The following is a 17,200-nucleotide window of genomic DNA, read 5'->3' on the forward strand; positions in this document are numbered from 1 at the left end:
CTCGGTCCGGGGAGCCAGGTCATCCATGCTGGGGGCTCCAGCGCAGCAGGCGGCGGCCGAGAAGCTGCACGATCCGGTCGGAGAGGAAGCCGAGCACGCCGATGGTCACCATGCCGGAGATGACGATCTCGGTGCGGGAGAGCTGGCGCGCCTCCATGATGATGGCGCCGAGCCCGGTCTGCACGCCGGTCATCTCGCCGACCACGATCACCACCCAGGCGAAGCCGAGGCCAAGCCGCAGCCCGGTGAAGATGGAGGGGAGCGAGGCCGGCAGCACCACCTTCCAGAACACCGCCTGCGGCGAAACACCGAGCATCGCCGCCGCCTCGAACAGCCGGCCCTCGACATTCTTCACGCCGAAGATGGTGTTCAGCAGGATGGGGTAGAAGGCGCCGAGGAAGACCAGGAAGAAGGCGCTGCGCGGGCCGATGCCGAAGACGATCATGGCCAGCGGCAGCCAGGCGGTGACGGGGATGGGGCGCAGGATCTGCAGGCTGGGGTCCAGCAGGTCGCGTACCGCCGCGACGCGGCCGATCAGCATGCCCATGGGCAGCGCCACCAGCGCCGCCAGGGCGAAGCCGCCATAGACGCGGGAAAGGCTGGCGAAGGTGTGGGTGAGCAGGGTCTCCGAATAGAGATCGTCCCAGACCCCGCCGAAGGCGAGGTCCCACCACTGCACCGCCACATCCCAGGGCGGGGGGATGAGGCTGTAGGCCTGGCCGTGCGTCGCCAGGTGCCAGGCGAGCACGCCCAGCACCGGCGCCGCCAGGGCCAGCACCACCTGGCGCGGGGACAGGCCGTGCGCGGTCATGGCCGGCGCGGCCGCTGCGCGCCCGTGGGCCGACGCCCGCCAGCGGCCCGGGACATGCGCATCCGGCCCGGGCCCGCGGAGCCCTGCCGTTCAGCGATCGGGCGCATGCTCAGGCCGCCGACTTCGCCAGCTCGTCGGAGAATTTCGTCTCGAAGAAGCTGGCGAAATCGGGCAGGGCACGGATCTGCCGCAGCGCCAGCATGTGGTCCGCATAGGTCCTGGCGCGGCCCAGCATCTCCGGCGTCATCTGCCAGTTCAGCTCGACGTTCGGCAGGCTCAGCTCCAGCGCGTCCCGCCGCATGCCGAGACGCGTCACCGCCGTCTCTATCGTCACCTCGCGGTTGGCCATGCCGAATTCGCTGGCCTGGCGGTGCACCTTCAGCATCTGCCGCACCAGGTCGGGGCGCTGCGTCACCGTCTCCGCATGGCAGGCGAACACCATGTTCAGCGAGCCCATGGGCGTGGAATAGGGATACTCCACGATCTTGCCGATGCCGGCGGCCATCGAGACGCCGGGGCCCGGCTCGGCGCCGACATAGGCGTCGATATCGCCGCGGGCGAGGGCGATGGGCATTTCGCTGAAGGAGACGCGGATGGGCTGGATGTCGCGCACCGTCATCCCCTCCATCTTGAGGCGCTCCAGGATGAAGACCTCCTGGGTCGAGCCGGGCCAGATGCCGACCTTGCGGCCCTTGAGGTCGGCCAGCTTCCCGATGGGCAGCTCCTTGCGGGCGACCACCGCCATGCCGCGGTCGCAGCAGGAGCCGACGACCGTCACCGGCTCCCGCGCCGCGGCGCCGAGGATGCCGGCGGCGATGCCGAAGGCGCCGAAATCGACGGATTTCGTCACCACGGCGTTCTTGCCCTCGGTCGGGCTCTCGAAGGGGATGACCTCGATCTTCACGCCGGCGGGCTGGAAGCGCTCGTACAGGTAGGGCGCGATGGAGTGGATGAGGCGGAGCGCACCCATCCGCACTGTCACGCCCTGGGCATGCAGGGCAGGCGCGGCGAGCGGCAGGGTGGCGGCGGCGAGCAGGGCGCGGCGCGTGAGGGCCATGGCGGCGGAATCTCCCGGAAAATCGTTCGGGAGGACCAATGCAACGAATGTGCCGGGCAGGGGCGCTGCCCCCTGCACCCCCGCCGGGGCCAGGACCTGGCCCCGGACCCCGGTCCGAGTTCAGACCCGTGGGTTGGGCCGGCCGACTCACACCGGGGTCCGGGGGTGATCCACCCCCCCGGCGGGGGCTTGGAGGCGGAGCCCCCGTCCTTAACGCCCTCCCCCGCGCCAGTCTGCCTATTCCGCGCGCAATTCGCGGATGGGCGTGCCCTTCAGATAGGCCTCGATCGCCTCGATCGCGCCCAGGTAGTAGGCGCGGTAGCTTTCCTCCGTCACATAGCCGAGATGCGGCGTCAGCACGGTGTTCGGCGCCGACAGGATGGGGTGGTTCGCCGGCAGCGGCTCCTGATCGTACACGTCGATCCCGGCCCCGGCGATGCGGCCCTCCTGCAGCGCCGCGATCAGCGCCGCCTGGTCGATCAGCGGGCCGCGGCTGGTGTTCACGATGATGGCGCTGCGCTTCATCCGCGCCAGTTCGGCCGCGCCGATCATGCCGCGGGAACGGTCGGAGAGGACGACATGCAGCGTCACCACATCCGCCTGCTCCAGCAGCGCCTCCTTGCTCGCCGCCAGGGTGGCGCCGGCGGCCGCGGCCTTCTCCGCCGTCAGGTTCTGGCTCCAGCCGAGGATCTGCATGCCGAAGGCGGCGCCCACCTTGGCCACGCGCGAGCCGAGATTGCCGAGGCCGATGACGCCGAGCGTCTTGCCCTCCAGCCCGGTGCCGAGCTTCACCTGCCACTTGCCGGCGCGCAGCGCGGCTTCCTGTTCCGGGATGTGGCGCAGGACGGAGAGGATGAGGCCCCAGGTGATGTCCACCGTCGGGTTGCCGAAGCCCGGCGTGCCGCAGACGGTGATGCCCCGTGCAGTGGCCGCCGCGACATCCACCGATCGGTTGCGGGCGCCAGTCGTGATCAGCAGCTTGAGGTTCGGCAGCCGGTCGAGCAGGGATTTCGGGAAGGGCGTCCGCTCCCGCATGATCAGCAGCGCGTCGAAGGGCGCGAGGCGGGCGGCGAGCGCGTCCTGGTCGGTGATGGTGTCGCGGAACACCTCGATGGCGATGTCCTTGGGCAGCCGGTCCCAGGGGCCGAGGCTGCGGGCGACGCCCTGGTAGTCGTCGAGGATCGCAAGGCGGGTCAGGCTGGGCATCCGGGTTTCCTCCATCGGGGCGCCTAGCGCATGCTGCGTTCGCTTGCGGTCACGCAGCATGCGCTAGGCCGTTGTTCTGCGAGCATCTTCACGCGTTCAGATGACTCCATCCGAACGCGATCTGCTCTAGGTGGGATCGCTTGCGGTGGCGTCACCGGAAGCGCGGATCGCGCGGTCGAAGGCATGGCCGGGGCAGGGTGGCGCGGCGAGGCCCGGCCCGCCCTGGGGCGGGATCAGCCGAGTCTCGCTTCTCTGTCCCGTCCCAGCGCGTCGTCGGCCGCGCGATTCGCGGCTACGGCCGATCCGACCGCAACCGATCACGCCCTAGCGTTGGCGCAACTGCGCCGGCTACGCAATCGCCCCGGCGGCGGCGCCCGGTTACGGCGCGGACGGCAGCAGCTTCCGCATGGCCGCCTCGCGCAGCTTCGCCGGCAGGGGCACGGTCCGGGTCTGCTCCGCCCGGGCGACATAGACATGGACGAAATGCGCCTCGGCGCTCGCCTGGTCCTCGTCATTGCGGAACAGGCCGATCTCGTAGCGGATGGAGGAGGTGCCGAGCCGGCCGCAGCGCACCCCGCAGGTGATGCGGTCCGGGAAGGTGATGGGCGCGAAGTAGCGGCACTGCGTCTCCACCACCAGCCCGACCTCGGTGCTGGTGGCGAGGTCCAGCACGCCGTTCTCCAGCAGGAAGAGCGCCACCGCCGTGTCGATGAAGCTGTAGTACTGGACGTTGTTCACATGGCCGTAGATGTCGTTGTCCATCCAGCGCGTCGGCATTTCGGTGAACCAGAGGAAATCGGCGCGGGTGGCGATGGGCGGCTTGCTCATGCGGAAAGCGCTTCCTCCACGATGGCATTGTCCACGCAGGCGGTGAAGGGCGGGATGTGGCTCATGGCGCCGGCGGCGACCATGGCGCGGCCGAGCCGGGTCAGCGCCGCCTCCGGGAAGTGCGGGCCGGCGCCCCAGAGGTCGAGGCCCTGGTAGCGGGCGATGCCGCGCCGGAGGTGGTCCCCGGGCACATCGGGAAAGCGCGGGGCGAGGAGGGCGGCGACCTCGGCGGCCGGGGCGGCGCGGAGGAAGCGGAGCGATTCGTCCATGGCGCGGATCATCGCCATGAGCTCCGGCCGGCGGGCCGCGATCCCGGCCTCCGTGGCGTAGAAGGCGGTGTAGGCGGTGAGGCCGCGGCTGGCCTGGGCGTGCAGCACGGCGCCGCCGGCATCCTCCACCCGGCAGGCGAAGGGCTCGAACATCTGCGCCAGGTCGAGCGTGCCGGCGGCGAGCGAAGCGGCGTTCTCCGCCATGGAGGGGCCGGCGGGTGGGGGCAGCGGGGGCAGCCCGGCCTCGGCCAGGTCGCCGGCCAGGCACCAGACCGGGGTCGGGACCTCGGACACCAGGCCGAGGCGGAGCCCGGCGAGATCGGCGAGCGAGAAGCCGGGACGCGGGGCCGGGCCCACCAGCAGGAAAGGGTCGCGCATCACCACGGCGCAGAAGCTGCGCAGCGTGCAGCCGGGGTCGCGGCTGCGCAGCAGCATGGGGCGCATCGGGCCGGACCAGGCGAGGTCCGCCTCCCCGGCCAGCAGCTTCGCGCAGGCGGCATCGGTGCCGCCGGCATCGACCATCCGCACCTCGACACCCTGGCGGGCGAAGGCGCCGCGCGCCTCGGCCAGGTAGAAGGGGGCGTAGAACAGCGCCCGGAAGGGCTCCAGCAGGGTCATCGGGCGCATGCGGCGGCTCCTCGGCAGGGCCTCCATTATGCCGGGGAAGCGCGGCTCGCCCAGGAGGGGGCGCCGCCGGGCGCCGGCTGGGCACGCGGAATCCGGGCAAAACCGCGCATCCGGGCTTCGCCGCGGGGGCGCGCATGGCTATAGACCGCGGCAGGCAAGCCGCTTCATGCTGCGCCATCCGCATCCGACCTCAGCCGAGTCCCCCGCTTGAGCCAGACGCTGCCCGAAACCTTCAGATTGCGTGCCGGCAATTTCAACCTGCTGGTGCTGCGGCTGCTGGACCCACGGCCGGAGGCGGTGCTGCCCGCCCTGGGCGACCAGTTTCGCCGGGCGCCCGGCTTCCTGCGCTTCGCCCCGATCGTCATCGGCCTCGGCGACCTCGAGGCCTCCCCGGACGAGGTGGATTTCCGCGGCCTGATCGAGGGGCTGCACGCGCTGGAGATCGTCCCCATCGGCACCAGCGGCGGCCAGCCGGCGATGCGCCAGGCGGCCCAGGCCGCGGGGCTGCCGCCGCTGCGCGCCGTCGGCGGCCGGGATGCCGAGGAGGCGCCGGGCCCCGTCCCCGCCGCGCCGGTGCCGGAACCCGCCGCGGCGCCGCTGCCGCCGCCGGTCGAGCCCGGGCGGCCGACCTTGCTGGTGACGGAACCGGTGCGGTCCGGCCAGCGGATCTACGCCGCGGGCGCCGACCTCATCGTCACCGCCACGGTCAATCCGGGGGCGGAGGTGATCGCCGACGGGCATGTCCATGTCTATGGCGCGCTGCGCGGCCGGGCCATCGCCGGGGCGCGGGACATGCCGGAGGCACGGGTCTTCGCCCTGAATTTCGACCCCGAGCTGATCGCCATCGCCGGCTTCTACGCGGTGCGGGAGCAGCTCGGGGACACCGCCTCCGGCCGGCCGACCCAGGTCTGGCTGGAGGGGGAGGAATTGCGCTTCGGACCGCTGGGCTAGTGTCCTGCCCGCCAAGTTCGTGGGATTTCCCGCGGACGCAGCGGATCGGCAGGCCACTGAAGACAATGGCTGGTGGCCTGAGGACGAAGTCCGCGGGACTTCGACATCAGGACACCAGGGCGTGACCGGTTGAGGCCAAATCGGCCGAAACCCTGCGTCAGGCGACCGGATGGCGGCCGGGGCGGGATTGGGCCGGGCGACGTTCAACCGATCGCGCTCCGGCCTGCCGCCTGCGGCCGCCGCCGGGCACCCGGCGAACGGGCACCCGGCGAAGCGGCCGCCGGCAACAAAGGCTGGCGGCCCGGGAATGAAGCCCGTAGGACTTCGGGACCGGGCCGGTGACGCTGCCGCAGGAGGATGGATCGGGTGTGGATCCGTCGGCGCGGCGGCGGGCGGCCCGGGACGCCGCGGCGGTGGGCCGGCCGAGGGACGGCTTGGTCCGATCGGCGGTCGCTTCGGTCGGGCCAGGGGAATCGCCCGGCGGTGCCGCGGCGGGGGAATGGGTTGGGTTCGGGGCATGACCCGCAGGCCGGCCGATGCCGGCGGGCAGGGACCTGCACCGGGCGAAAATGGTTTCAGGGAGGGTCGGCGGGGGAATCGCTCGCACGGGATGGAAGGTGGCGGAACCGGGGCCGGCGGCCCCGGCAGCCCGGCGCACATGCCCGGCGCGGCAGCTGCCCGCAGGCCGAGGGGATTCGAGAGGGGTATGCGTTCATGGCGCAAGTGATCGTCGTCACTTCGGGCAAGGGGGGCGTCGGCAAGACGACGACCAGCGCGGCCATCGCGACCGGGCTGGCGCAGCGCGGCAAGAAGACCGTGGTCATCGATTTCGACGTCGGGCTGCGCAACCTCGACCTCATCATGGGGGTCGAGCGCCGGGTGGTGTTCGACATCGTGAACGTCATCCAGGGCGAGGCGCGGCTGAACCAGGCGCTGATCCGCGACAAGCGCACGGAGAACCTCTCCATCCTTCCGGCCTCCCAGACCCGGGACAAGGACGCGCTGACCAAGGAGGGCGTGGCCGAGATCATCGAGGAGCTCGGCAAGGATTTCGACTACATCCTCTGCGACAGCCCGGCCGGCATCGAGAAGGGGGCGCTGCTCGCCCTCTACTTCGCCGACGAGGCGATCATCGTCACCAACCCGGAAGTCTCCTCAGTGCGGGATTCCGACCGCATCCTCGGCGTGCTGCAGAGCAAGTCCCGCCGGGCGGAGGAGAAGCGGGACAAGGTGAAGGAGCACCTCCTCGTCACCCGCTACGACGCGAACCGGGTGGAACGGGGGGAGATGCTGAAGCTTGAGGATGTGCGGGAGATCCTCGCCATCCCGCTGCTCGGCGTGGTCCCGGAGAGCGAGAGCGTGCTCAAGGCCTCCAACACCGGCACGCCGGTGATCATGGATGCCGAGAGCGTGGCGGGCCAGGCCTACAAGGATGCGGTGGGCCGGTTCCTCGGCGAGGAGCTGCCGCACCGCTTCCTCGAGCCGGAGAAGAAGCCGGGCATCTTCAAGCGTCTGTTCGGGGGGAGGGCGGCCTGATGAGCTGGCTGGATTTCTTCCGCAGCACCCGGAAGCCGGAGCCGGCCAGCGCCAGCGCGGCGAAGGAGCGGCTGCAGATCGTGCTGGCGCATGAGCGCATCGGCCGGACGCGGGAGGATTTCCTGCCACGGCTGCAGCAGGAGCTGGTGGCGGTGGTGGCGCGCTACGTGGCGATCGACCCGGGGAAGGTGGCCATCAACCTGGACCGGGGCGGGGACATGTCCACCCTGGCGATCGAGATCGAGCTGCCGGGGCCGAAGGGCGCGCCGGCGCCGCAGCAGGCGGCGGCGGCCGGGCGGTAGGGGCGGGGCTGCGGGTTCAGCCGGCCCGACAGCCACGCCGGGGCCCAAGGACATGCCGGGGCCGGGAGCGGTGCCCTTTGCGGCGGGAGGGGCAGGGGGCGGCGACCCTGGTCAGGCCGCTGCGGCCACCGGCAGCGGCAGCTCCGACGCGACCAGGGCCAGCAGTACCCAGGGCTGGGTTTCCGAATTCGTCTCCCCGGCCACCGGGCTGGTCAGGTGCTCCACGCCCTCCGGCCTGCGCCGCGCGGTCGTCGCCAGCTGGTCCTGGCACAGGCGGATGAGGCGGCCGAGCCGGTCCCATTCCTCCGTCAGCCAGGGCAGCCTGCCCTCCTGCCGGCGGGCGCGGACCTGCTTCAGCGCCCGCAGCAGCAGCCCGACCTTGTAGGTCCAGAAGGCGCCTTCCTCGTACAGGTGGCCATCCGGCTTGCGGGTGCGGACCACGATGGTGTCGAAGGGCAGGGCGATGTCGCCGCGCGGCACCGGCAGGGTGCCGAGGCGGAGCGCCAGCACGGCGCGACGCAGCGCGGGCGGCACCCGCGCGTCGCAGCCCGGCCGGGCCAGCCTTGCCAGGGCGAGGATCGCCGCCGCCTGGCAGTCCAGATGCGCGACGATGCCGCCGGTATCGATGAACAGCCCGTCATTCTCGCCGCCCTGCTGGCGCTGCAGCAGCATGTCCAGCGCCGCCTCCCGCGCCAGCCGGTAGCGCCCCTCGCCGCTCGCCTGCAGCATGGTGTCGAGCGCCAGGATGGCGAAGGACATGCCGCGGACGAAGATCGCGGGGCCCGGCGCCTCGGCCGGGGCGGTGCTGGCGAAGAAGGCCTCCAGGTGCCGGTCGAACCAAGCGCGCAGCGTCGCCAGCTTCTCCGGCGGCACGGGATGCCGGTAGAGGCCGAGCGTGCCGCTCGCCCAGTAGGTGGCGATGGCGTTCAGCTCCGCGCCGTAGTCGTAGCTCGCGCTCGGGTCGATGCAGGGATGCTCGGCCGGCGCCTGGAGCGGCGCCTCCAGCCCGGGCGTCGGCACCAGCGTGCCGCCGGTGACCAGCAGGCGGTTCTCCTCGATGGCGAATTCGCTGCCCGGCCCGACCGTCCCCGCCTCGTAGCGGGTGACGCACCAGTGCAGCCGGCCGGACTCGGTGACGGTGGCGCTGACGCTCCGCACCCGCTCCGGCTGCTGCGGCCGGATGTGCAGCGCATGGGCGTAGCCGGCCAGCCCGCCTTCCTGGAGCACGAGCTGGCGGAAGGGCCCATGATGCACATAGGCTTGGCCGGTGGCCGGCAGTGCTGGGGAGGCGTAGCCGGCTTCGGTGCCGATGCGGCAATGCCGCGGCTGGTCCGAGAGGGCGTCGCTGCCCGTGCTGAGACGCACCGATTTCAGGGTCACGCCGGGCTCCGGCCGCAGCCGCACCGTCAGGCGGATGACCGGGCTGTCGGCGCGGACCGCGTATTCGTAGCGCAGCGTCGCCACCTTCTCCGTGCGGTTGCCGAAAAGGGCCGCAGGCGCGATCAGTGTGCTCTCGTGGAAGAGGATCACGCCTTCGGCGGTCCGCTCCACGCCGCAATCGGTGATCGTGTCCTCGACATCCAGGCACTGGGCGCGGCCATGGATGGTGAACTCGATCAGGTTGCCGGTATGGGCGGCCGCCACCCGGTCGCGATCGTCGTTGAACCGGCCGGATTGCAGGATGACGCCGCGCCGGAGGTCCCCGTGCAGGCTGTGGAAGGGGGTGAGGAGGCGGAAATCCTCCGGCTGCGCCTGTTGCAGCTTGAGCTGCGGCTCCGCCAGGCGGCGCCAGATCAGGTCCGTGGAGGACATGCCGAGGACGAAGTCGAGGATCCGGTCGGTGAATTCCGGATCGGCGTTGCGGATGGCGGGCAGGGCCAGCAATTCCAGCGCCTTGGCGTTGTCGTCCGTCCAGTACCAGCGGCTGTCGTTGAAGGGCTGCGCGGTTTCGGCCAGGGCCAGGGCGGGCGCGCCCCGCAGCGTCACCGGCTTGGCGAGCTGCGCCTTGAGGAAGGCGAGGCCGGCCGCGACGGGGTCGGCCGGGGGCAGGGCGGGCGGCAGGCTCATGCGGGCGGTGGTTCCGGCTGGCGGCAGGTGGTGGGTGGGGCCGGGGCCGGCCGCCGGGCGGAGATGGTATCGCGGGAGGGGGGGGGCGTGCCAGAGCGGCATGGCGCCCGACCTCCCGCCTCCGCCCCGCGCCGGGGGCCGGCGGCGGGAAGCGGCAGGCCCGGGAGCGCGATCCGCGGGCGCCGGGGGAAGCCGGCCGGCGACAGAGGGGAGGGCACTGCCGCCGGGCATCGACAGCCGCGGCGGAGCCATTAGGCTGCCGGCATGTTCAGCGATCCCTCCCCGGGCCCGGCGCCCGGCTTCGATCCCGCCGCGCTGCAGGCGGCGGTCGATTTCGCCCTGGCGCATGAGACGCCCTGGCCGCGCGACCTGCGTGCCCATATCGAGGCCGGCTATTTCGAGGCGCCGCCGGACAACGCCATCCTCGGCCGCACCGCGCCGCGCGGGGCGCCGAACGGGCTGGTGCTGCGCCAGGGCAGGTTGGCGGCGCGCTGGGGCGACACCTGGCAGGTGGACATGACCTTCAGCGTGGCGAAGAGCTACCTGGCGATGCTGGCCGGGCTGGCGGTGGGGGATGGGCTGATCCCGGACCTCGACGCGCCGGTGCGGCGGCTGGTGGATGATGGCGGCTTCGAGGGGGCGCAGAATGCCGGCATCACTTGGCGGCACCTGCTGCAGAACACCTCCGAGTGGGAGGGGGAGCTGTTCGGCAAGTCCGACCTCATCGACCGCGGGCGGAACCTGGTGGTGGAGGGGCGGGGACAGAAGGGGCTGCCGAGGCCGCTGCAGCCACCGGGCGCGTATTGGGAATACAATGACGTCCGGGTGAACCGGCTGTCGCTCGCCCTGCTCCGGGTGTTCGGCAGGCCGCTGCCGGAGGTGTTCGCCGAGCGGATCATGCGGCCGATTGGCGCTTCCGACGATTGGCGCTGGGAGGGGTACGAGACCTCCTGGGTCGAGATCGGCGGGCGGCTTGTGCAGAGCGTCTCCGGCGGCGGGCATTGGGGCGGCGGGGTGTTCATCCATGCCGAGGATCAGGCGCGGATCGGCCAGCTCTGCCTGCAGGACGGGGTGTGGGAGGGGCGGCGGCTGCTGCCGGAGGGCTGGGTGGCCGCCTGCCGCACGCCCTGCGCGCTGAACCCACATTACGGGCTGCTGTGGTGGCTGAACACCGGTCGCACGCGCTGGCCGGCGGCGAGCGAGGGGAGCTTCTGCTTCTCCGGCGCCGGCGGGAACATCACCTGGGTGGATCCCGAAAGCGGGGTGGTGGCAGTGCTGCGCTGGGTGGACCCGACGCAGCTCAACGGGTTCATGGAGAGGGTGGGGCAGGCGCTGCGCTAGGTATTATGCTTCCTGGAGCAAGAAATCCGACCAGCTGATTCCACCTGATCGGATATCGCTCGGGGCGGAGGGGCCGGGCCTCGCCCGCCCGGCTTGCCCATCGGATGGCGCGGCTGGCGCCGCTCGCGCGGGGCCGCGCGCCCTGGATGGTCACGCGCCGGGCGGCGGCCGCGTCGCGTCCAGCGCCGCCTGCAGCATCCAGGCCGCCGCCGCCCGGTCCACCACCTGGGCGCGCTTGGCGCGGGTGAGGTCCGCCTCCGTCACCAGCATCCGGTTCACCGCAGCCGAGGAGAGACGCTCATCCCACAGCGCCGCCGGCAGGCCGGTGGCCGCGCTCATGGCCAGGCTCCAATCCTTCGCCGCCTGGGCCGCCGGGCCGAAGCTGCCATCCATGCCGAGCGGCAGCCCGACCACCAGCCCGCCCGCCCCTTCCTTCCGCGCAATGGCCGCGACCTCCGCCGCATTGGCCGCCAGCTTGCCCCGCTTCAGCACCGCATAGGGGCTGGCGAGCAGCAGCAGCACGTCGGAGAGGGCGACGCCGATCTGCTTCGCCCCAGGGTCGAGGCCGATGAGCCTTTGTCCCCGCGGCAGGGCGGCCCGGAGGTCCCTCAGGTTGAAGAGCGCCATGCCGGGCCTTATAGCCCTCATATCGCTTGCTACGGGAACCCCCATGTCGCTCGATACCGCCACCATCCGGCGCATCGCCTCGCTGGCCCGCATCCGGCTGGAAGAGGAGGAGGTCGGCCGCATGCAGGCGGAGCTGAACGGCATCCTCGGCTGGATCGAGCAATTGCAGTCGGTGGACACCGAGGGCGTGGAGCCCATGGCCGGCGGCGGTGCCGTCTCCCTGCGCATGCGGGAGGATGTCGTGACCGATGGCGGCATCCCGGAGCAGGTGCTGGCCAATGCGCCGGACCGCGAGGGCGAATATTTCGGCGTGCCGAAGGTGGTGGAATAAGATGCACCCGACCGATTTCACCCTGCGCGGCGCCATCGAGGCGCTGAACGAGGGCCTCGTCACCAGCGTCGAGCTGACCGAGGCGCATCTTCGCGCCATCGAGGCGCTGAACCCGCGCCTCAACGCCTTCACCACGGTGACGGCGGAGCAGGCCCTGGCCCAGGCCAAGGCCAGCGATGCGCGGCGGAAGGAAGGCATCGCCGGGCCGCTGGAAGGCGTGCCGCTGGCGATCAAGGACCTGTTCTGCACCGCGGGTGTCCGTACCACGGCGGGCAGCCGGATCCTCGGCAATTTCATCCCGCCCTATGAGAGCACCGTCACCGCCAACCTGCTGCGGGACGGCGCGGTGTTCCTCGGCAAGGTGAACCTGGACGAGTTCGCCATGGGCTCCTCCAACACCACCTCCGCCTTCGGGCCGGTGGAGAACCCCTGGAGCCGGGCGAACGACCCCGATACGCGGCTGGTGCCCGGCGGCTCCTCCGGCGGTTCGGCGGCGGCGGTCGCGGCGCGGCTGGCGCTGGGGGCGACGGCGACCGACACCGGCGGCTCCATCCGCCAGCCCGCGGCCTTCTGCGGCATCGCCGGCATCAAGCCGACCTATGGAAGGTGCAGCCGCTACGGCATCGTGGCCTTCGCCTCCTCGCTGGACCAGGCGGGGCCGGTGGCCCGCACCGTCGAGGATTGCGCCATCCTGCTGCGGAGCATGGCCGGCTTCGACCCGAAGGACAGCACCAGCGCCGAGGTGCCGGTGCCGGATTTCGCCGCCGCCTGCGCCCGCGGGGTGAAGGGGCTGCGCATCGGCGTGCCGAAGGAATACCGGCTGGACGGCATGCCGGCCGAGATCGAGGCGCTGTGGCAGCAGGGGCTGGACTGGCTGCGGGCCGAGGGCGCGGAGACTGTCGAGATCAGCCTGCCGCACACGAAATACGCGCTGCCGACCTACTACATCGTGGCGCCGGCCGAGGCCTCCTCCAACCTCGCCCGCTATGACGGGGTGCGCTTCGGCCTGCGCGTGGCGGAGAAGGGCAGCGATCTGAAGGACCTCTATGAGCGCACCCGCGCCGCGGGGTTCGGCGCGGAGGTCAGGCGGCGCATCATGATCGGCACCTATGTGCTGAGCGCCGGCTATTACGACGCCTACTACCTGAAGGCGCAGAAGGTCCGGGCGCTGATCAAGCGCGACTTCGACGAGGCCTTCGGCAAGGTGGACGCCATCGTCACCCCGGCCACGCCCTCCGCCGCCTTCGGGATGGACGAGAAGCAGGACGACCCGGTGACGATGTACCTGAACGACGTCTTCACCGTGCCGGCGAACCTGGCGGGCCTGCCGGGGCTCGCCGTGCCGGCGGGGCTCGATGCGCAGGGCCTGCCGCTCGGGCTGCAGGTGCTCGGGCGCGCCTTCGACGAGGAGACGGTCTTCGCGGTGGGCACCGCCATCGAGAAGGCGGCGGGGTTCGACGCGCTGCCGCGGCTGCGCGCGGGGGCGGTGTGAGGCTGGGCGCACGCCCGGCACCGCAAGGATGGCGAGGCGGCGCCGCCGGCCGGAAGGACGCTGCGCGCCGGCTGCGCCGGTCGCCTGCGGCGATCCCTGGCCCCGGCGAGACCGGCCTGCCCCCTGAAGCCGTGGCCGGGACGGAGGAACGGGCGCTTCAGCCGAACCGAGGAACACTGGATCTGGCGCGCAGCCTCGCGGCGATCCGGCAGGCGGCGGAAGCGCGGCGGTTCCTGAGCTACGGCGATGTCGCGGCGGCGTCCGGGCTGGCCTGGAGCGTGGCGCGGCGCCGGATGGACCCGCACCTCTTCGACCTCTGCCGGCGCGGCACCGCGCGGGGCTGGCCGCTGCTCCCGGCCATCGTGGTGGACAAGCGGAGCGTGCCGCATGGCGCCATGCGCGGGCGGCCGCTGATCGGCTTCGCCCGGGCGGCGGAGCGCTGCGGCCGTGTCATCCCCGGCGGCGATGCCGCCAGCTTCCTTGCGGCGGAACAGCGCCGCGTCTTCGATTGGGCCGAGAAGGAACGAGGCCATGACCTACACGCTTGAAGGCCGCACCGGCCCCTGGGAGATCGTCGTGGGCCTCGAGGTCCACGCCCAGGTCACCTCCAACGCCAAGCTGTTCAGCGGCGCCGCCACCGAATTCGGCGCCGCGCCGAACAGCCAGGTGAGCCTGGTGGATGCCGGCTTCCCCGGCATGCTGCCGGTTATCAACCGGGAATGCGTGGCCCAGGCCGTCCGCACCGGCCTCGGGCTGAAGGCGCAGGTGAATCTCTGGTCGCGCTTCGACCGCAAGAACTACTTCTACGCCGACCTGCCGCAGGGCTACCAGATCAGCCAATACGCCCACCCGATCATCGGCACCGGCGCGATCGAGATCGAGCTGGGCGACGGCACGGTGAAGACCATCGGCATCACCCGCCTGCACCTGGAACAGGATGCGGGCAAGAGCCTGCACGACCAGCACCCGACCAAGAGCTTCATCGACCTCAACCGCTCCGGCGTCGCGCTGATGGAGATCGTCTCCGAGCCCGACATGCGCAGCCCGGAGGAGGCCGGCGCCTATCTCTCGAAGCTGCGGCAGATCCTGCGCTACCTTGGCACCTGCGACGGCAACATGGACGAGGGCTCGATGCGGGCGGACGTCAATGTCTCCGTCCGCAAGCCGGGCGAGGGCTACCGCACCCGCTGCGAGGTGAAGAACGTCAACTCCATCCGCTTCGTCATGCAGGCGGTGGAGGCCGAGGCGCGCCGGCAGATCGAGGTGTGGGAGGAGGGCGGCACGGTCGAGCAGGAGACAAGGCTGTTCGACACGGGGCGCGGCGTCACCCGCTCCATGCGCTCCAAGGAGGATGCGCATGACTACCGCTACTTCCCGGACCCCGACCTGCCGCCGCTGGTGATCGAGCAGAGCTGGGTGGACCAGCTCAAGGCCTCCCTGCCGGAACTGCCGGATGAGCGGCGGGCGCGCTATGTGGCGATGGGGCTGACGCCCTATGACGCGCATGTGCTGACCCTGGAGAAGGAGACCGCCGCCTATTTCGAGACGGTCGCCAAGGGGCGCGATGCCAAGGTCGCGGCCAATTGGGTGACGGGCGACCTCTTCGCCGCCATCAACCGCCTGAAGACCAGCATCGCGGCGCCGCCGGTGCCGGCCGAGCATCTCGGCCAATTGCTGGACCTGCTGGCGGACAAGACGCTGTCCGGCACGCTGGCCAAGACGGTGTTCGAGGCGATGATCGAGACCGGCAAGTCGCCCGGCGCCATCGTGCAGGAGCGCGGACTGCGCCAGGTGACGGATACCGGCGCCATCGACCGCATGGTGGCGCAGGTGCTGGAGGCCAATGCCGACAAGGTCGCCGAGTACAAGGCGGGCAAGGAGAAGCTGTTCGGCTTCTTCGTCGGCCAGGTGATGAAGGCGATGCAGGGCAAGGGCAACCCGGCCCTGGTGAATGAGGCGGTGAAGCGGGCGCTGGGCTGAGCCAGGGCCCTGCCCCCTGGACCCCGGCAGGGGGCGCAGCCCCCGTTGGCGGCCGTGCCGCCAACCGCCGCCGGGGAGGGAACTCCTCCCTGGACCCCGGTGTGAGGTTTGCACGCGAGGGTTGAACCTGCCGACCCGCATCAGGGCCTGCCCGGTGATGATTCTCGACGGGACTCTTTCACCGGCCCCGCTACACTCGTCCCATGGTTGTATCGGACCCCATGCCCGTCCTTGCCTGCCTGGCGCAGCGCCTTGCCGGGATCGAGCGGCTGGAGCAGGGCTATGCCGCCCTCGCAGAGGCGGCGGCGGCAATCCTCGCGCCGCGCCTCTTCTCCATCATGCTGCATGATGCCGCGGAGGGGTGGAATCTCCGCCTCCACTCCAGCCAGCCGGAGGTTTATCCGCCCGGCGGCCGCAAGCCGGTGCGGGACACCGAATGGACGCGGCAGCTCTTCCGGCGTGGCGAGCCCTGGTTCTGCGCCGATGTGGCGGCGATCCGCGCCACCTTCCCGGACCATGCGCTGATCGAATCCCTCGGCTGCGGCTGCGCCATGAACCTGCCGGCGCGCTGGCGCGGCCGGACCCTCGGCACCGTCAACCTGCTGGCGGAGGAGGGGCGCTACGCCGCCGGGGATATCGTGCCGGGCCTGGTGCTGGCCGGCCTCGCCGTGCCGCTGCTGCAGGAGGCGCGGCGGCGGCTGGGTTGATGCCCCGTCCGGAAAGCCGTGGCTTTCCGAGCCGGGTATCGCGCGCAGGCTTGGTGTGGCGGCTGCGCGCCAGGCTGAAGGGCATGCCGGCCGCATGCCCATGGACCGACGCCGGTCGGTATGTCGCGCGGCCGGTATGGGCCGCCGCTACTCCACCCGGATGTTGGCCGTCTGCGCCACCCGGCGCCACACCTCGGATTCCTGCAGGATGCGGGCGCGGAACGCCTCGGGCGTGGTCCAGCTCGCCTGGGCGCCCTGGGCTGCCAGCCCGTCCCGCACCTCGGGCGCCTCGCTGGCGATCTTCGCCGCCGCGGACATCTTCGCCAGGATCGGTGCCGGCAGGCGGGCGGGGCCGAGCAGGCTGTACCAATTATCCGCCAGCAGCTCCGGATAGCCGTATTCGGCGGTGATGGCGAGGTCCGGCAGGGCGGGGCTGCGCTGGCGGCTGGCCAGGACCAGCGGCTGCATCGCCCCGCTGCGGATATGCGGCATGATGGGCGGCAGATCGGCGAAGAGCAGCTGGATGGAGCCGCCCAGCAGGTCCGTCACCGCCGGTGCCGCACCGCGATAGGGCACCACGGTGATGTCGATGCCGGTCTGGATGCGCAGCAGCTCCGCCGCGAATTGGGAAATGCCGGCGGCGCCGGCGGTGCCGATATTGATCCGCCCCGGCTGCCGCTTCGCCAGGGCGATCAGCTCCGGCAGGGTTTTCACCCCGAGGGAGGGCGGCGCCACCAGTGCTTCCGGCACCAGGGTGACGATGCTGATGGGCGTCAGGTCGTCCGGCACCTTGTAGGGCAGGGTGGAGGTGTGCGGGTTGATGACCAGCGGGCCGGAGGAGGTGATGACGAAGGTGTAGCCATCCGGCGCCGCCTTGGCCGTTGCGTCCACCCCGATGCCGCCGCCGGCGCCGCCGCGATTCTCGATGACGATGGTCTGCTTCAGCTGGGCCATCAGCGGCTGGGCGTAGAGCCGGGCGATGATGTCGTTCGGCCCGCCGGGCGGGTAGGGGACGATGATGCGGATGGGGCGGCTGGGCCAATCCCCCGTCCCCTGGGCAAGCGCCGG

Annotated in this window: 17 protein-coding genes; 9 read left to right on the forward strand and 8 right to left on the reverse strand. The window is 71.7% G+C overall.

The window, feature by feature from the left end:
* Positions 1-19: 19 nt before the first annotated feature.
* From NJ376_RS16350 to NJ376_RS16370, 5 genes are all read right to left on the reverse strand, one after another.
* A complete protein-coding gene (locus NJ376_RS16350) occupies positions 20-811 on the reverse strand; it encodes an ABC transporter permease (protein WP_252954352.1) in 792 nt (263 codons plus the stop codon).
* Positions 812-920: 109 nt separating this feature from the next.
* Complete coding sequence (locus tag NJ376_RS16355; protein WP_252954353.1) at positions 921-1,868, reverse strand: ABC transporter substrate-binding protein; 948 nt, start codon at positions 1,866-1,868, stop codon at positions 921-923.
* 237 nt (positions 1,869-2,105) lie between these two features.
* Complete coding sequence (locus NJ376_RS16360; protein ID WP_252954354.1) at positions 2,106-3,074, reverse strand: D-2-hydroxyacid dehydrogenase family protein; 969 nt, start codon at positions 3,072-3,074, stop codon at positions 2,106-2,108.
* A gap of 378 nt (positions 3,075-3,452) precedes the next feature.
* Positions 3,453-3,902, reverse strand: coding sequence for an acyl-CoA thioesterase (locus NJ376_RS16365; protein ID WP_252954355.1), 450 nt, complete (start codon positions 3,900-3,902; stop codon positions 3,453-3,455).
* Positions 3,899-4,798 carry an ABC transporter substrate-binding protein gene (locus NJ376_RS16370; protein WP_252954356.1) on the reverse strand — a complete coding sequence of 300 codons (900 nt, stop codon included), beginning with the start codon at positions 4,796-4,798 and terminating at the stop codon, positions 3,899-3,901. Before NJ376_RS16370 ends, NJ376_RS16365 begins: the two co-directional genes overlap by 4 nt.
* Positions 4,799-5,005: 207 nt before the next feature.
* Here NJ376_RS16370 and minC point away from each other — a divergent pair, with 207 nt between their 5' ends.
* The 3 genes from minC (at position 5,006) to minE (ending at position 7,587) form a co-directional block, all read left to right on the forward strand.
* Positions 5,006-5,749, forward strand: a complete 744-nt coding sequence (gene minC, locus NJ376_RS16375; RefSeq protein WP_252954357.1) for a septum site-determining protein MinC — start codon at positions 5,006-5,008, stop codon at positions 5,747-5,749.
* 714 nt (positions 5,750-6,463) lie between these two features.
* Positions 6,464-7,285, forward strand: coding sequence for a septum site-determining protein MinD (gene minD / locus NJ376_RS16380; RefSeq protein ID WP_252954358.1), 822 nt, complete (start codon positions 6,464-6,466; stop codon positions 7,283-7,285).
* Positions 7,285-7,587, forward strand: a complete 303-nt coding sequence (minE, locus tag NJ376_RS16385) for a cell division topological specificity factor MinE (RefSeq protein ID WP_252954359.1) — start codon at positions 7,285-7,287, stop codon at positions 7,585-7,587. The genes minD and minE overlap by 1 nt, the downstream gene beginning before the upstream one ends.
* Positions 7,588-7,698: 111 nt before the next feature.
* On the opposite strand, the gene NJ376_RS16390 is transcribed toward minE, so the two are convergent.
* Positions 7,699-9,654 carry a hypothetical protein gene (locus tag NJ376_RS16390; RefSeq protein WP_252954360.1) on the reverse strand — a complete coding sequence of 652 codons (1,956 nt, stop codon included), beginning with the start codon at positions 9,652-9,654 and terminating at the stop codon, positions 7,699-7,701.
* A 264-nt stretch (positions 9,655-9,918) separates the two neighbouring features.
* Between NJ376_RS16390 and NJ376_RS16395 the strand changes: the two genes are divergently transcribed.
* Complete coding sequence (locus NJ376_RS16395; protein ID WP_252954361.1) at positions 9,919-10,995, forward strand: serine hydrolase domain-containing protein; 1,077 nt, start codon at positions 9,919-9,921, stop codon at positions 10,993-10,995.
* A 150-nt stretch (positions 10,996-11,145) separates the two neighbouring features.
* Here NJ376_RS16395 and ruvX read toward each other — a convergent pair whose 3' ends face one another.
* Positions 11,146-11,622 carry a Holliday junction resolvase RuvX gene (gene ruvX, locus NJ376_RS16400; protein WP_252954362.1) on the reverse strand — a complete coding sequence of 159 codons (477 nt, stop codon included), beginning with the start codon at positions 11,620-11,622 and terminating at the stop codon, positions 11,146-11,148.
* 43 nt (positions 11,623-11,665) lie between these two features.
* Here ruvX and gatC point away from each other — a divergent pair, with 43 nt between their 5' ends.
* The 5 genes from gatC (at position 11,666) to NJ376_RS16425 (ending at position 16,132) form a co-directional block, all read left to right on the forward strand.
* The gene (gatC, locus tag NJ376_RS16405) at positions 11,666-11,953 is read left to right on the forward strand and encodes an Asp-tRNA(Asn)/Glu-tRNA(Gln) amidotransferase subunit GatC (RefSeq protein ID WP_252954363.1); all 288 of its coding nucleotides are present in this window, start codon (positions 11,666-11,668) and stop codon (positions 11,951-11,953) included.
* A 1-nt stretch (position 11,954) separates the two neighbouring features.
* The gene (gatA, locus tag NJ376_RS16410; protein WP_252954364.1) at positions 11,955-13,445 is read left to right on the forward strand and encodes an Asp-tRNA(Asn)/Glu-tRNA(Gln) amidotransferase subunit GatA; all 1,491 of its coding nucleotides are present in this window, start codon (positions 11,955-11,957) and stop codon (positions 13,443-13,445) included.
* A gap of 131 nt (positions 13,446-13,576) precedes the next feature.
* Positions 13,577-13,993 carry a hypothetical protein gene (locus NJ376_RS16415; RefSeq protein ID WP_252954365.1) on the forward strand — a complete coding sequence of 139 codons (417 nt, stop codon included), beginning with the start codon at positions 13,577-13,579 and terminating at the stop codon, positions 13,991-13,993.
* Positions 13,977-15,425 carry an Asp-tRNA(Asn)/Glu-tRNA(Gln) amidotransferase subunit GatB gene (gatB, locus tag NJ376_RS16420; protein ID WP_252954366.1) on the forward strand — a complete coding sequence of 483 codons (1,449 nt, stop codon included), beginning with the start codon at positions 13,977-13,979 and terminating at the stop codon, positions 15,423-15,425. Before NJ376_RS16415 ends, gatB begins: the two co-directional genes overlap by 17 nt.
* A gap of 221 nt (positions 15,426-15,646) precedes the next feature.
* Positions 15,647-16,132: a GAF domain-containing protein gene (locus NJ376_RS16425; RefSeq protein WP_252954367.1), complete on the forward strand. Its 486-nt coding sequence runs from the start codon at positions 15,647-15,649 to the stop codon at positions 16,130-16,132.
* A 147-nt stretch (positions 16,133-16,279) separates the two neighbouring features.
* Here NJ376_RS16425 and NJ376_RS16430 read toward each other — a convergent pair.
* Positions 16,280-17,200 (reverse strand): Bug family tripartite tricarboxylate transporter substrate binding protein (locus tag NJ376_RS16430; protein WP_252954368.1); only part of this gene is annotated, 921 nt, incomplete at its 5' end.

The organism is Siccirubricoccus soli, from assembly GCF_024178315.1.
Lineage (GTDB): Bacteria > Pseudomonadota > Alphaproteobacteria > Acetobacterales > Acetobacteraceae > Siccirubricoccus > Siccirubricoccus soli.

Bases quoted from the DNA above. Each gene is read 5' to 3' on its own strand.
- NJ376_RS16350 (WP_252954352.1), bottom strand. From the start codon at position 811: ATGACCGCGCACGGCCTGTCCCCGCGCCAGGTGGTGCTGGCCCTGGCG.
- NJ376_RS16355 (WP_252954353.1), bottom strand. From the start codon at position 1,868: ATGGCCCTCACGCGCCGCGCCCTGCTCGCCGCCGCCACCCTGCCGCTC.
- NJ376_RS16360 (WP_252954354.1), bottom strand. From the start codon at position 3,074: ATGCCCAGCCTGACCCGCCTTGCGATCCTCGACGACTACCAGGGCGTC.
- NJ376_RS16365 (WP_252954355.1), bottom strand. From the start codon at position 3,902: ATGAGCAAGCCGCCCATCGCCACCCGCGCCGATTTCCTCTGGTTCACC.
- NJ376_RS16370 (WP_252954356.1), bottom strand. From the start codon at position 4,798: ATGCGCCCGATGACCCTGCTGGAGCCCTTCCGGGCGCTGTTCTACGCC.
- minD (WP_252954358.1), top strand. From the start codon at position 6,464: ATGGCGCAAGTGATCGTCGTCACTTCGGGCAAGGGGGGCGTCGGCAAG.
- minE (WP_252954359.1), top strand. From the start codon at position 7,285: ATGAGCTGGCTGGATTTCTTCCGCAGCACCCGGAAGCCGGAGCCGGCC.
- NJ376_RS16390 (WP_252954360.1), bottom strand. From the start codon at position 9,654: ATGAGCCTGCCGCCCGCCCTGCCCCCGGCCGACCCCGTCGCGGCCGGC.
- NJ376_RS16395 (WP_252954361.1), top strand. From the start codon at position 9,919: ATGTTCAGCGATCCCTCCCCGGGCCCGGCGCCCGGCTTCGATCCCGCC.
- ruvX (WP_252954362.1), bottom strand. From the start codon at position 11,622: ATGGCGCTCTTCAACCTGAGGGACCTCCGGGCCGCCCTGCCGCGGGGA.
- gatC (WP_252954363.1), top strand. From the start codon at position 11,666: ATGTCGCTCGATACCGCCACCATCCGGCGCATCGCCTCGCTGGCCCGC.
- gatA (WP_252954364.1), top strand. From the start codon at position 11,955: ATGCACCCGACCGATTTCACCCTGCGCGGCGCCATCGAGGCGCTGAAC.
- gatB (WP_252954366.1), top strand. From the start codon at position 13,977: ATGACCTACACGCTTGAAGGCCGCACCGGCCCCTGGGAGATCGTCGTG.
- NJ376_RS16425 (WP_252954367.1), top strand. From the start codon at position 15,647: ATGCCCGTCCTTGCCTGCCTGGCGCAGCGCCTTGCCGGGATCGAGCGG.